Annotated in this window: 13 protein-coding genes; 8 read left to right on the forward strand and 5 right to left on the reverse strand. The window is 65.0% G+C overall.

Translation table 11 applies throughout. The features are described from left to right. Positions 1-644 precede the first annotated feature (644 nt). On the forward strand, positions 645-1,280 hold the full coding sequence (locus ACLP4W_RS15715; RefSeq protein WP_442387406.1) for a class I SAM-dependent methyltransferase: 636 nt from the start codon (positions 645-647) through the stop codon (positions 1,278-1,280). A 24-nt stretch (positions 1,281-1,304) separates the two neighbouring features. Here ACLP4W_RS15715 and ACLP4W_RS15720 read toward each other — a convergent pair whose 3' ends face one another. After that, complete coding sequence (locus tag ACLP4W_RS15720) at positions 1,305-2,279, reverse strand: alpha/beta hydrolase (protein WP_442387408.1); 975 nt, start codon at positions 2,277-2,279, stop codon at positions 1,305-1,307. 219 nt (positions 2,280-2,498) lie between these two features. Then, entirely contained in the window at positions 2,499-3,197 is a 699-nt protein-coding gene (locus ACLP4W_RS15725; RefSeq protein WP_442387410.1) for a chitin-binding protein, read from the reverse strand. 272 nt (positions 3,198-3,469) lie between these two features. Between ACLP4W_RS15725 and ACLP4W_RS15730 the strand changes: the two genes are divergently transcribed. The 3 genes from ACLP4W_RS15730 to ACLP4W_RS15740 all read left to right on the forward strand — a co-directional run bounded on the left by ACLP4W_RS15730 (position 3,470) and on the right by ACLP4W_RS15740 (position 6,755). Beyond that, positions 3,470-4,183 carry a VIT1/CCC1 transporter family protein gene (locus tag ACLP4W_RS15730; protein ID WP_442387411.1) on the forward strand — a complete coding sequence of 238 codons (714 nt, stop codon included), beginning with the start codon at positions 3,470-3,472 and terminating at the stop codon, positions 4,181-4,183. Positions 4,184-4,359: 176 nt separating this feature from the next. Beyond that, the gene (locus tag ACLP4W_RS15735; RefSeq protein WP_442387413.1) at positions 4,360-5,205 is read left to right on the forward strand and encodes an acyl-CoA thioesterase domain-containing protein; all 846 of its coding nucleotides are present in this window, start codon (positions 4,360-4,362) and stop codon (positions 5,203-5,205) included. Beyond that, the gene (locus ACLP4W_RS15740; protein WP_442387415.1) at positions 5,202-6,755 is read left to right on the forward strand and encodes a class I adenylate-forming enzyme family protein; all 1,554 of its coding nucleotides are present in this window, start codon (positions 5,202-5,204) and stop codon (positions 6,753-6,755) included. The genes ACLP4W_RS15735 and ACLP4W_RS15740 overlap by 4 nt, the downstream gene beginning before the upstream one ends. 33 nt (positions 6,756-6,788) lie before the next feature. Here ACLP4W_RS15740 and ACLP4W_RS15745 read toward each other — a convergent pair whose 3' ends face one another. Then, the gene (locus ACLP4W_RS15745) at positions 6,789-7,409 is read right to left on the reverse strand and encodes a TIGR03085 family metal-binding protein (protein ID WP_442387417.1); all 621 of its coding nucleotides are present in this window, start codon (positions 7,407-7,409) and stop codon (positions 6,789-6,791) included. A gap of 164 nt (positions 7,410-7,573) precedes the next feature. Here ACLP4W_RS15745 and htpG point away from each other — a divergent pair, with 164 nt between their 5' ends. Together htpG and ACLP4W_RS15755 are read left to right on the forward strand one after the other, a co-directional pair. Next, positions 7,574-9,517: a molecular chaperone HtpG gene (gene htpG, locus ACLP4W_RS15750; RefSeq protein ID WP_442387419.1), complete on the forward strand. Its 1,944-nt coding sequence runs from the start codon at positions 7,574-7,576 to the stop codon at positions 9,515-9,517. Between the two features lie 101 nt (positions 9,518-9,618). Further along, positions 9,619-9,843: a hypothetical protein gene (locus ACLP4W_RS15755; RefSeq protein WP_442387421.1), complete on the forward strand. Its 225-nt coding sequence runs from the start codon at positions 9,619-9,621 to the stop codon at positions 9,841-9,843. Here the strand turns inward: ACLP4W_RS15755 and ACLP4W_RS15760 are convergent. Beyond that, complete coding sequence (locus ACLP4W_RS15760; protein ID WP_442387423.1) at positions 9,809-10,666, reverse strand: alpha/beta fold hydrolase; 858 nt, start codon at positions 10,664-10,666, stop codon at positions 9,809-9,811. The two genes, ACLP4W_RS15755 and ACLP4W_RS15760, sit on opposite strands and share 35 nt — an antisense overlap. 32 nt (positions 10,667-10,698) lie before the next feature. Next, entirely contained in the window at positions 10,699-11,211 is a 513-nt protein-coding gene (locus ACLP4W_RS15765) for a winged helix-turn-helix transcriptional regulator (protein WP_442387425.1), read from the reverse strand. An 89-nt stretch (positions 11,212-11,300) separates the two neighbouring features. On the opposite strand from ACLP4W_RS15765, the gene ACLP4W_RS15770 reads away from it, so the two are divergent. Continuing rightward, a complete protein-coding gene (locus ACLP4W_RS15770; protein ID WP_442387427.1) occupies positions 11,301-12,029 on the forward strand; it encodes an enoyl-CoA hydratase/isomerase family protein in 729 nt (242 codons plus the stop codon). Beyond that, on the forward strand, positions 12,026-12,946 hold the full coding sequence (locus ACLP4W_RS15775; protein WP_442387429.1) for an amidohydrolase family protein: 921 nt from the start codon (positions 12,026-12,028) through the stop codon (positions 12,944-12,946). Before ACLP4W_RS15770 ends, ACLP4W_RS15775 begins: the two co-directional genes overlap by 4 nt. Position 12,947 lies beyond the last annotated feature (1 nt).

Below are 12,947 nucleotides of genomic sequence, written 5' to 3' on the forward strand. Positions count from 1 at the left end.
GGTTAACCCCTACCTGTCCCGAGGAGACACCTCGTTCGGTCTTCCTCTCCAGCCGTGTCGTCATCAACGAAATCACCTCCGGCCCAAAGAAACTGGAACCGCAGCACCCGGTGCACACGTCGATACCTCGACCCTGCCGTCGCGCCCACGGCGGCGACATCGTGGTCAGGGGATTAGCCCGCGGCAGCCGGGTACAGGCGGATCGAGCGGTTCGTTCATTGGTACGCCGAGTCCAAATGGCCCCATCCAACTGGCCCGACTTCGAAATCGAGATCAAATAGATGCTGGTCGACAGGGTCGTGCAGCGATTAAATCAGTATTCAGCGGCACTGGACTGGTGGCGGGCTGGAGGAGGACCGACATGACGGAGGCAGTCGCAGCCATAGGCCATCGTGGCCACGACAAAGTGAGCTCTGCGACGAGGCGTTTCGCTTCGCGTTGCGCGATCGGCGCGCTCGCTCTTGTGTTGGGGGCGCTGCCTGCGACTGGTGTCGCCGCGCCGGCGATCAGCCGGGCCGACGATACTTGTGCCCCCGGCTGGATATGGAAGGCGTTTTGCTGTCCCCGCTGCAGTCATTACACTGGCTAAGTAAAACTCGGTTCCGACGGGGAGACCAGGGCATGCGACGCGCAGAAGACCACACGTGACGGCGGCGCAACGCCGGGGGCTCAACGACGCGGTCACCCGGATGTGGAGTTTCCTGGCCCCGGCCTACGATCTGCCGTTTCTGCAGCAGTGGGTTTACCGCCCGCCACACGACGAGGTGATCGCCCAGCTGCGCGACCACCGATCCCGCAGGATCGCTGACATCGCCTGCGGCACGGGCATTCTCAGCGATCGGATCGAGCGCGAACTACACCCGGACGCGATGTATGGCGTCGACATGTCCGACGGCATGCTCAACCAGGCTCGTGCCAGATCTAACCGGGTGCAGTGGTTGCGCGGTCCGGCCGAGCAACTGCCCTTTGACGACGGAGCGCTCGACGCCGTCGTGACGACCTCGGCGTTTCACTTCTTCGACCAGCCGGCGGCCCTACGGGAGTTTCATCGCGTGCTGGGATCCGGCGGACTGGTGGCCGTCGCGGCCCTGAGCACGCGGCGACAGCTGCTGCGGGCACCCTCGGCCGAAAGGTGGAAACCTCAGCACAACGCGTCGCCGGCCGAGATGCGGGAATTGTTCGAAACCGCAGGGTTCACCGTCAGCGACCAGCATCGCATCCGCCGACCGGCCTGGACCTGGATCGTCTCCGACCTGATAACTGTCGGCACCAAGGGTTAGGAGCCCATCGCCGCTTGCCGCTTCTCAGGCTCCCAGGGCGGGACCGATCACCGTATTCCACGACTCCTGCATCTCCGACTCGAACAGGCCCCACGTGTGTGCGCCCTCGGGCCGGACCACGAACGTGATGGGGACGCCGGCGGCCTTTGCGGCGTCGGCGAACTCCCGTGTGCAGCCCAGCGTTATGCCCTCGACGAGCTGGCCACCCACCGGGGTCGGGAAGTCCGCCGGCAAGTTGTCGACCGCACCCACCGCGCCCGTGGACGCGGCGGCGTACACCCCGACGCCCTTCAGCCTGGTGACGTTCTTCGTCGGGTCGTGCGTCACCCAGTCGGGTCCGCCCACCGGGCCCCACATGTTCGCCGCATTGGCGCCACTCGGGACCAGCGACAGTGCAATCTGATTGGCCCGGTTTGGATCCGACGTCGAAGGGCATCCGCTGTAGGAACCACTGGCGCGGTACAGGCCCGGCGCCTGGATCGCCAAGTCAAGAGCCGAGCCGCCACTCATCGACAGGCCCCCGACCGCGTTGCGGCCGTTGGCCTTCAATTCCTGGTTGATCACCGGCGGGAGCTCCTGCGTCAAGTAGGTCTGCCATTTGTTGCGGCCGAGCGCTGGATCGTCGGCGACCCAGTCGGTGTAGTAGCTGTACTGACCGCCGATCGGCGACACGACGTTGACGTTCTTGCCCGCGAAGAAGCCCGGAATGTTGGTGAGGCCGAACCATCCCTTGTTGTCCACCCCGCCGTCAATGCCATTCAGCAGATACAGAACCGGCGCTGACGCGTTGCCGGGGGCCTTAAAGACATCGTTGACGATCACTTTGTCCATCGACGGTGAGTACACCGAAATCTTCACCCAGCGGTCGTTGACCGGCTCGATGCCGGTGATCCGCGCGCCCGGTGCGGGATCTGCAACGGCGACCGGGATCGCCGGGGAAGGCAGGACGGCCAACAACGAAACGATCAGCACGCGAACGCAGCTCTTCAGTTGGATCACCGGGCGATTATTACGTACAGCCGACCACAAGGCAACTACCAGGATTTGCACAGTATGCGGGTCGGCGTTGGGCGCCGTCTCTACGCGAAGTCAGTGGTCGGAGCGCAGATTATCAGGAAATTCCGGTGAGCGCGTTGCTCGGGGTGGTGCAAACGCCGAACCAAAAGCACGACGGCCGCCTCGTCAATAGGCGAAGCGGCCGTCGTGTGAATTGGTCTTTTACAGCGGGATCCAGACCCCGAAGAACCTGAAGCCCCACTGGTTGAACCCAGGATCCCACAGGGGCGTTTCGTTGTAGCCCCAATAGTTGATTGGGCCACCCACCCACGGCCCACCGGGCGGCGGGAGCGGTCGGTCCCACGCCGGCCGCGGCGGTGCGCCCCATCCCCAAGGCGCCGGTCCGTCACCCCACGGGGCCCCGTGGAAGTAGCCGCGTTGAGGATCGCCGCGCCATGGGCCGGGTCCGCCGTGGTCACCGGGCCCGCCGGGGCCGCCGGGGCCGTGGTCACCGGGCCCGCCGGGCCCGCCGGGGCCGTGGTCACCGGGGCCACCGGGTCCGCCCGGGCCGTGGTCACCGGGGCCACCGGGGACGGGTCCGCCTGGGCCGCCGGGTCCGCCCGGGTGTCCGGGCGGGGGTCCGCCAGGGCCACCGGGTGCGCCCGGTCCGCCCCGGTCGTTGGGCCCAGTCGGGGGGTGGAAGTCTCGGGGGGCCGGCCCGCCGTGGTCACCGCCAGGAGCGCCCACTGCAGGCGCACCATGGCCGGCGGACGGTGCCGACGGAGGCGCACCATGGCCGCCGGACGGAGCCGACGGAGGCGATCCGGGAGCGGCGTTTGCCATACCGGCGCCCATACCCAGCGCCGCAGCGCCGAGAGCACTGGCGATTGCTCCCCCCGCAATCAGCTGCTTCAGTTTCATGTCCCCCACCTGTCTCCTCGTGGATTTCGCGGACTGTAGGTCCCCGACACACGACCGACGCTAGATAGCCTGTGTATGAATGGGCTGTGACGCACTCCTGTAAATCTTTTGCGCGGATCCAGGGCCAGAGGCCGTGGCGACCGTGTGTCGCCGCCGGACAAGCCGGCCGCATATTGGCGTGCCTCAATAAGGTGACGAATTCTAGTAACGTCTAGCTTTGGCAAGGCTATGTTTGCTGGTCAGCTCCGGTTTTGATGTATATCGTTGCGGCCGTGTCGACTACCTCCCATCCCGCCGAACCTCACGTGGGTTCGGTGGCGTCGAAGCTGAATTGGCTGCGCGCGGGAGTTCTGGGTGCCAACGACGGAATCGTCTCCACGGCGGGCATCGTCGTTGGCGTTGCGGCGGCGACGGTGGAACGCGGTCCGATATTGACCGCTGGAATCGCCGGGCTGACCGCTGGTGCCGTGTCGATGGCGCTGGGGGAGTATGTCTCTGTCAGCACCCAGCGTGACACCGAGCAGGCGCTGCTGACCAAGGAACTTCAAGAGTTGCGCGACGATCCGGTCGCCGAATTGGACGAGCTTGCCGAACTGTACGAAGCGAAGGGCCTGTCGGCGGCGACCGCGCGTACCGTGGCCGAGGAACTCACCGACCACAATCCTTTCGCCGCGCACGCCGAGGTCGAGCTTGGTATCGATCCCGAGGAGCTGACCAACCCGTGGCAGGCGGCGCTATCCTCGGCGCTGTCGTTCACGTTGGGTGCCTTGTTGCCGTTGATCGTGATATTGGCGCCGCCGGCGGCATGGAGGATCCCGGCCACCGTCGTGGCGGTACTCCTGGCTTTGGTGATGACCGGGGCAGTTTCGGCGGGATTGGGTGGAGCACCGCAGGGGCGGGCTGTGATCCGCAACCTCATAGGCGGTGGTCTCGCGCTGGCGATCACGTACGCGATAGGCCATTTGGTGGGCGCCGCGATCGCCTGACGGCCAGTGTCCATCTCTGACACGCACCCACCGTCGGCGATCAATTCCGTTGTACAAGTGGCGGTTTAGCGTAAATATGGGCCGCGTAGCGCGGGACTGGAACGGGAACTGTAACATCTACTGTTGCTGTCCTGAGGGAAGCAAGTCCGACGAAAGTTCCATCGCGTGGAGAGCCATTGACAGAACCGAATACCGTGCCGGACGACATTGACTCAGCGGCATCGATGCCGTACTTCCTGCGCGACGAAAGCCGTTATGTGCCGACCGGAGTCGCGCGCGGCGGGTGGGGACCGTCAATGAGCGGCCACGTGGTCGGCGGCCTGTTGGGCTGGGCGCTCGAAAACGCAGCCGACGACCCAGAGTTGCAACCTGCGCGGCTGACCGTTGACCTGCCCGCACCGACGGCGCTGGAACCGGTAGAGGTCCACACCAAGGTGCAACACGACCGCCGGCGATTGCGGCTCGTCGAGGCGGTGCTCATCCAGCGTGGCGCCCCCGTGGCCCGGGCTAGCGCACTGTTTCTGCGGCGCGGCGTGCAACCCGACGGCCAAGTATGGTCACAACCAGTGCAGATGCCGCCGCTACCCGTCGAGCTCGACGGCACTAACCCGTCGCTGTTCCTGCGGACCTACGGCTGGGGCGGCGGGATTCAGAATCCCGATCCCGATTGGGACACGTCTGGACCGAAATACACGTGGTTGCACGAAACGCGTTCGTTGATCGGCGACGAACCTCTCAGCGCATTCACCCGCACGGCGATGTGTGCTGACGTCACGGCCGCAATCGCCAACTGGGGCACCCGGGCGTTGCAGTTCATCAACGTCGACTACACGCTGACCCTGAGCCGGCTGCCCGAAGGGCCCCATATCGGGCTGGCCGCGCTGACCCACTACAGCGACGACGGGGTGGCCAACGGTTCCGCGGTCGTCGTAGACCACAAGGGTCCGGTCGGCAGCGCGGTGTCTGTCTCGATTGCGCACTCCGGATTTCGTCCGCCCTCCGCGATGCCGCCGGCCGGATGACGACCGGAACGGACATCACCTACTGGGCGTTGATCGCCGACGCGGCCGAGCGTCACCCGAACCGGCCGCTTCTCGCCGATGAGCATGGCCGCGCCCTTACCGCACGTCAGTTTCGCGATGCCGCGTGCGCGACGGCTGCCGCTTTCGCCCAACGTGGGATCGGCAAGAGAACCGTCGTGTCTTGGCAGCTGCCCACCACGCTCGAGGCCGTGGTTGTCATGGCGGCTCTGGCGCGACTCGGTGCCGTGCAAAACCCAATAATCCCACTGCTGCGCGAACACGAGGTCGGCTTCATCACCATGCAGCTGGCAACCGAATTCTTTGTGGTTCCAAAAGTTTGGCGTGGATTCGACCACGGTGGACTTGCCCGGACGTTGTCCGAGGATAGCGGCTTCGAGGTCATCACCGTCGACCTGGCGACACCCCCGGGTGTCGACGAGCTTCGGCTGCCCCGGGCAAGCACCGACGCCCTCAGGGCACCACCGGCACCCGCGGGAGACACCCGATGGATCTACTACTCGTCGGGAACCACCGCAGCTCCCAAAGGAATCCGCCATAACGACGCGTCGGTGATCGCCCCCGCGGCAGGCCTGGTGGGCATGATCGGCATCACCAGCAGCGACGTGAATCCGATCGCCTTTCCGATCGCACACATCGGCGGGGCCGTAATGCTGGCCGCCGCACTGCTGACCGGCATGCGACTAGCGCTGTTCGAGGCGTTCGATCCAGCCACGACGCCGCTCTCCATCGCGGCCCATAACCCGACATTTCTCGGCGTAGCGACACCGTTCTTCGTGGCATTCCTTGAGGCCCAACGAGCCCACGGCGAGCAGCAGCCGCTGTTCGGTTCACTGCGGGGCTGCCTGGCCGGAGGCGCGCCCATCACCGCCGAACTGGGACGTCAGGTCCGCGAAACCTTCGGCGTAGCAGGCATCGCCAACGCGTGGGGGCTTACCGAGTTCCCGGTGGCGACGTCACCATTCCTCAACGCCGCGCCCGAGGTGCTCGACCATACCGTCGGCGCACCGGTACCCGGCGTCAGCGTCCGGGTGGTCGACAACCGAGAAATCGAACTCCCCGTCGGGCAGGAAGGTGAGCTGCGGGTCAAGGGACCCCAATGCTTCCTCGGCTACGCGGACCCCGCACTCGACGTCGACGCCTTCGACAAGGACGGCTGGTTGCGCACCGGCGATCTCGGGCTGATCGACGTAAACGGCAACGTCCGAGTCACCGGTCGCATCAAGGACGCGATCATCCGCAACGCGGAGAATGTTTCGGCCCTCGAGGTCGAAAATGTGCTCGCCACCCATCCGGCGGTCGCCGATGTCGCGGTCATCGGCGTGCCCGACCCGCGTACCGGCGAGCGCGTATGCGCCGTGGTGGTGCCCACATCAGTCGGTGGTGTGTCGTTGGAATCCTTGGTGCAGCACTGCCGCTCGCGAGGGCTGAGCCGTTACAAACATCCCGAGCGCCTGGTGATCGTCGATGCACTGCCGCGCAATCAATACGGAAAGGTGATCAAGAAAGACCTTCGCGAGGCCTTCGGCTGACCCTTGAGATGTGCAGGGCGGTAAGGGCCCCGGCTACAAGCCCTTGGGCGCGTCCCGGACCGCCTGTACCGCCGGCGCATCGCCGTCGAACTCGACTCGTGCCTGCCGCCCGACGGAGAACAGCAGCAGTTCCTCGGGCGCACCGGTCACCGTGACCGCCGGGCCGCGCCCCGCGGTCAGCACCGTCTTGCCCTCCCGGGTACGCAACGCCACCCGGCCGGGGACCCTCGCCAGCGTCATGCGACCCATCAGCGGAAGCGTGCGGCGCAGCATGGCGGCCAGCGAGGGTTCGAGCACACGCGGCTCCCAGCCCGGCTGCGCTCGGCGCACATCCTCGTGGTGGATGAACATCTCGGCGACATTGGCCACCGGGTCGAGCAGTTTGAGCGGCGAGTAGAGCGGCGGACCGGACGCGACCTTGTCCACCAGCTCGTCCCATCCCATCCGTTCGGCCGCCTCGTTCTGCACCTTGGCGGTGTGGGCGGCAAGGAACGGGATCACAATGCCCGGCGCCGCATCAAGGCGGTACTCCCGGATCATCAGGTGAGCGGCCAGGTCGCGTGTCTTCCAGCCTTCGCACAGGGTGGGCGCATCCGGCCCGACGCCGCGCAGGGTGTCGACGAGGGCGGCACGTTCGCGTTGAGCAATGGACACCGGTTCAGCGTAGAGCTCCCGCGTTCGCTAGTCTGCGCGAGCGTGCGCAGACGTACGTCCACAACGGCGTGTCGCCGTACAGACACGCGCGCTCGAGGCTGGGGGATCCCAGCTGGGTAAGTTTGTGGGCGTCATGTCCACAAAGGAACGCTGAGGGAAATCTCATGAGCGCACGTGTCGAGCAGTTGGAGTTTCAGGCTGAGGCCCGGCAACTGCTGGATTTGATGGTTCACTCGGTCTACTCGAACAAGGATTCGTTTCTGCGGGAGTTGATCTCGAACGGCTCCGATGCGCTGGACAAGCTGCGGCTTGAAGCGTTCCGGGACAAGGACCTCGATGTCGACACTTCCGACCTGCACATCGAGATCGATGTGGACCAGGCCGCACGCACCCTGACCGTTCGTGACAACGGCATCGGCATGACACGCACGGAGGTCGTGGACCTGATCGGAACCCTGGCCAAGTCGGGCACCGCCGAGCTGCGTCAGCAGTTGCGCGAGGCCAAGAACGCCAAGAACGAAGCCGCCTCGGAGGCATTGATCGGTCAGTTCGGCATCGGTTTCTACTCGTCCTTCATGGTTGCCGACAAGGTCGAGCTGCTCACACGCAAGGCCGGCGAGAGCGAAGCCACCAGGTGGGAATCGAGCGGCGAGGGCACCTACACCATCGAGTCAGTTGAGGACGCTCCCCAGGGGACGTCGGTCACCCTGCACCTCAAGCCCGAAGACGCCGAGGACGAGCTGCACGACTACACCTCGGAGTGGAAGATCAGGAACCTGGTCAAGAAGTACTCCGACTTCATCGCCTGGCCCATCCGGATGGAAATCGAGCGACGTACCCCGGCCGCTGAGGAAGGTGGGGAAGAAAGCGTCACCACCGAAACCGAGACCATCAACTCGATGAAGGCGCTGTGGGCCCGGCCCAAAGACGAGGTCTCCGACGACGAGTACAAGGAGTTCTACAAGCACATCGCGCACGCCTGGGACGACCCGCTCGAGGTCATCGCGATGAAGGCCGAGGGCACCTTCGAATACCAGGCGCTGCTTTTCATCCCGTCTCATGCGCCATTCGACCTGTTCAACCGGGACGCCCACGTCGGAATCCAGCTGTACGTCAAGCGCGTGTTCATCATGGGCGATTGCGACCAGCTGATGCCGGAATACCTGCGCTTCATGAAGGGCGTCGTCGACGCACAGGATATGTCGCTCAACGTCTCCCGCGAAATCCTGCAGCAGGACCGGCAGATCAAAGCCATCCGTCGCCGCCTGACCAAGAAGGTCCTCTCCACGATCCAGGATCTGCAGTCCGACCGCCCGGAGGACTACCGCACCTTCTGGACCCAGTTCGGCAGGGTCGTCAAAGAGGGCCTGATGTCGGACTTCGACAACCAGGACACCCTGCTACGCATTTCCTCGTTCGCCTCGACACACAGCGACGAGGAACCCACCACCCTCGCCGAGTACGTCGAGCGGATGAAGGACGGCCAGGAGCAGATCTTCTACGCCACCGGCGAGACGCGCCAACAAATCTTGAAGTCACCGCACCTCGAGGCGTTCAAGGCCAAGGGCTACGAGGTCCTGCTGCTCACCGACCCGGTCGACGAGGTCTGGGTGGGAACCGTCACCGAGTTCGACGGCAAACCGCTGCAGTCGGTGGCCAAGGGCGAGGTGGACCTGGGCTCCGAGGACGAGAACAGCGAGGCCGAGCGCGAGGAGCAGCAGAAGGACTTCGCCGACCTGCTGACCTGGTTGCAGGAGACCCTGAGCGACCACGTCAAAGAGGTGCGGCTGTCCACTCGCCTGACCGAGTCGCCGGCCTGCCTGATCACCGACGCGTTCGGCATGACACCGGCGCTCGCGCGCCTCTACCGGGCTTCCGGGCAGGCCGTTCCGATCAGCAAGCGGATTCTCGAGCTCAACCCGAACCATCCGCTCGTCACCGGCCTGCGCCAAGCCCACACAAAGGCGGACGGCGACGCTGCGCTCAGTGAGCTCGCTGAGACCGCGGAGTTGTTGTACGGCACGGCGCTTCTTGCCGAAGGCGGCGCACTCGAAGATCCCGCCAGGTTCGCTGAGCTACTCGCCGACCGTTTGGCTCGCACCGTTTAGGCCGCGTTTGCCAGGTCGGTGACAAAACTTCACTTCGGCCGCATTGGCGAATAGTCGCATTACAGGTGATTGAAACCGGCCGCGAGGGATAATCATTTTTCATGGCTGAATTTCGGGTCATCGACCCACATGGCGTGGTTGTCGCGGCAAAAAATTTTGCCAGCGCCGAGGCCGCACACGCATGGTTTATCGACTCCATTGCGGATGACTCCGAGTTGGGTTGGCGGATGGAGGTCAACGACGACGGGCAGTGGGCGTTCTTCGATGACACCCAGGGCTTCAGCGCCCCGGTCAGCCACCGTCCAGCCAGTCCTCAATCGCGGTGACGAGGCGGTCGGGCTGATCTTCGGGAACGAAGGTGCGACTGCCTGCGATCAGCTCGAATCGCCCTTGCGGCAACAGTTTTGCCAGCCGCCGTCCGTGATCGCGGGGGAAGATCTTGTCGTTTTCACCCCAGAGCACGAGCGCCGGTTTGTCGAAGCTGGTGAGCCGGGCTGCGGCCTCGAACGTGTATTTCGTGTCGACGGCTCGCAACATGCGGCGGAAGTCGCGTCTGACTTCCGGGTTAAGGCGCACGGGGTCGGTGAAGGAGCGCATGATGTCCGGCGGCATCGCCCGTGACGTCACGAACCCGTAGGCGGTCGGCAATCGCTGGATGGGCTTGAACTGCGCGGTGTAGGCGACGATCCAGGTGAGCAGCCGCGAGCGCGCCATCACCTCCAGGTACTTCTGTGGCGTCGGCGGGAACTTCTCGAACGCGTCGCATGAGGTGAGCACCAGGCGGGCGATGCGGTCGGGGTGGCGCCCGACCAGCGCCTGCGCGACGGCGCCACCGGTGTCGTTGGCGACGATCGTGACGTCGTCGAGGTCCAAGGCTGCAAGGAAGTCCGCGGTGATCCGCGCCATGCCGGGCAAGGACAGATCGGCATCGGGTTTGAGCGGGATCGAGTGGGAGCCCCATGGCAGGTCTGGGGTGATGCACCGATGGCTGACCGCCAGGCGCGACGCGACGTGCCGCCACAGGTCGCCATTGACGCCGACGCCGTGCACGAACACGATCGGTGGGCCTTCGCCGCGGTCGCGGTAGCTGATCGCGCCGTCCGGGATATCGACACGGTGTTCCCGGCCGAGCTGCGGACTGATCGACATGGTCACCGATCATACTTGCATGGTGCAAGTAATCAATGCCGGGCGGAGCGCCCTCCCCATGCCGCCAGCTGCGGAGGTGTCAGGGTAGTCGGCTCGCCATCCGATCCGATCGCGCCGGGCGCCGGTACCACGCGCAGGTCGCGCAGCGTGATGGGCTCTCCGCAGTGCTCGCATCGCAGCGTGCCTCCTGCCTCGTGATCACAGCCGGTGTGCAAGGTCAACACCTCGGGCCCCTCGGGACCCGGTTCGTAGTGGTCAGCCCAGGCCATCAGCGTCAACACCACCGGGAACAGGTCGCGGCCCTTCCGGGTCAGGTGGTAGGAGCCGCGCGGCGCGGTCCGCTCCAACACGCCGTGCTCCACCAACTTCTGCAGCCGTGCGCTTAAGACGTTCGTCGCCAGTCCAAGACTGCGCAGGAACTCGTCGTAGCGGGTCAATCCATGGAACGCGTCCCGGACGATTAGCAGCGTCCAGCGCTCGCCGAGAATCGCGAGCGCCCGGGCCAGCGCGCAGCTTTGATCCGCGTAATCGCTGCCAAGTGGCATGGTGCAAGTTTAGTTTGCCGGCCAGGGCGGAACCGTGCGGGCGTAACTTTGCTCGTATTCACTTCTTGACTATCGAGCTTGGAGGTGCGATGAGTCGGGACATTGCCACACAGGTGACCGACGACGGCGTCGCGACACTAACCCTCTCCCGGCCGGAGCGGCGCAACGCGCTATCGATCAAGCTCCGCAACGAGATCACCCAACAGCTTGACAGCTGGGCGACGGATCCGGCCGTCCGCGCGGTCATACTCACCGGGGCGGGATCCACGTTTTGTGCCGGCTTTGACCTCGACGAGTTCGCCCAAGCCGATCTTGGGCCAAGCATCAAGGACAGCTCGCATCGCTACCACCTCGCCGTGTGGCACTTCCCCAAGCCGCTGCTGGCCGCCGTCAACGGCCCCGCGGTGGCCGGCGGCATGGACCTATGCGTGCTGTGCGACCTCCGGATCGCTTCGGCCAATGCAGTGTTCGGACATCCTGAGATCAAGTTTGGTGCGCCGCCGTTGTTTACGCCGCTGCAATGGATCGTCGGCATCGGCGTCGCGCGCGAGCTGTGCCTCACCGGACGGCGAATCGACGCCAACGAGGCACTGCGCATCGGCCTTGTCAACAGCGTCAGCGAACCCGAACGGCTGCTCGACGACGCTCTGGCAATGGCACGCACCATCATTGAGGCGCCGCAGGCCGCGCTCGAGTGCACAAAGCGCTACCTGATCAGCAGCCCCAGTGCGACATTCGAGCAGGCCTTCGCCGTCGAGCACGACGCGGTCTTCGACGAGTTTTTGGCGGGTCCCGTGGGCCCCCGGACCACCCCGTGACCGCCGAACCTACGATGCCCGCCATCGACATGTGGGCACCGATCGTTCCGAGTGCCGAGATCATTGACGACCTGCGGGCCGGATTCCCCGCCGAACAGCTGCAGTACCTGGAGATCTTTACCAAGACAACGGTCAGCGCCGAGCAGTTCAGCGAATACGCGGATACATTGCGGCGCACCGACGACCAAATACTGGACTCCCTCGATGCGGCTGGCATCACCCTCAGTTTGATCACGGGATTCGACGAAAAGTCAACGTGTGGTGTCACTTTCGTGCACAACGCCTCGGTGGCCGCCCTCGCGGCCCGCCATCCCGACCGGTTCCTGCCCTTCGCCGGGGCGGACATTATGGCCGGCAGCTCAGCGCTCGACGAGTTCGAACAGCTGGTGCGTGAACACGGATTCCGAGGACTGAGCCTGCGGCCGTTCATGATTGGGCGGCCCGCAACCGATCCTGCCTACTTCCCCTTCTACGCCAAGTGCGTCGAACTCGGTGTTCCCCTTTCCATCCACACCTCGGCCAACTGGACTCGGACGCGACCCAGCGATCTCGGCCATCCCCGCCACATCGACGACGTCGCCTGTCGCTTTCCCGAGCTCACCATCCTGATGAGCCACGGCGGCTACCCCTGGGTGCTCGAGGCATGCCTGATCGCATGGAAACACCCCAACGTTTACCTCGAATTGGCCGCGCACCGGCCTAAGTACTTCACGGCGCCCGGCGCCGGATGGGACCCCTTGGTGCGCTTCGGGCAGACGACCATTCGCAACAAGATCATTTATGGCACCGGTGCTTTTCTCATCAACCGCCCCTACACGCAATTATGCGACGAGATGCGCGCGCTGCCGCTGCAGCGGGAAGTCTTGGAGGACTGGCTGTGGCGAAACGCCGCTCATCTACTGCAGCACGACAAGTAGC

The organism is Mycobacterium sp. (genome assembly GCF_052145595.1).
In the GTDB taxonomy this organism is placed as follows: Bacteria; Actinomycetota; Actinomycetes; order Mycobacteriales; family Mycobacteriaceae; genus Mycobacterium.

Coding starts and splice junctions, on each gene's coding strand:
- ACLP4W_RS15725 (WP_442387410.1), bottom strand. CDS start 3,197: ATGAAACTGAAGCAGCTGATTGCGGGGGGAGCAATCGCCAGTGCTCTC.
- ACLP4W_RS15740 (WP_442387415.1), top strand. CDS start 5,202: ATGACGACCGGAACGGACATCACCTACTGGGCGTTGATCGCCGACGCG.
- htpG (WP_442387419.1), top strand. CDS start 7,574: ATGAGCGCACGTGTCGAGCAGTTGGAGTTTCAGGCTGAGGCCCGGCAA.
- ACLP4W_RS15755 (WP_442387421.1), top strand. CDS start 9,619: ATGGCTGAATTTCGGGTCATCGACCCACATGGCGTGGTTGTCGCGGCA.
- ACLP4W_RS15760 (WP_442387423.1), bottom strand. CDS start 10,666: ATGTCGATCAGTCCGCAGCTCGGCCGGGAACACCGTGTCGATATCCCG.
- ACLP4W_RS15765 (WP_442387425.1), bottom strand. CDS start 11,211: ATGCCACTTGGCAGCGATTACGCGGATCAAAGCTGCGCGCTGGCCCGG.
- ACLP4W_RS15770 (WP_442387427.1), top strand. CDS start 11,301: ATGAGTCGGGACATTGCCACACAGGTGACCGACGACGGCGTCGCGACA.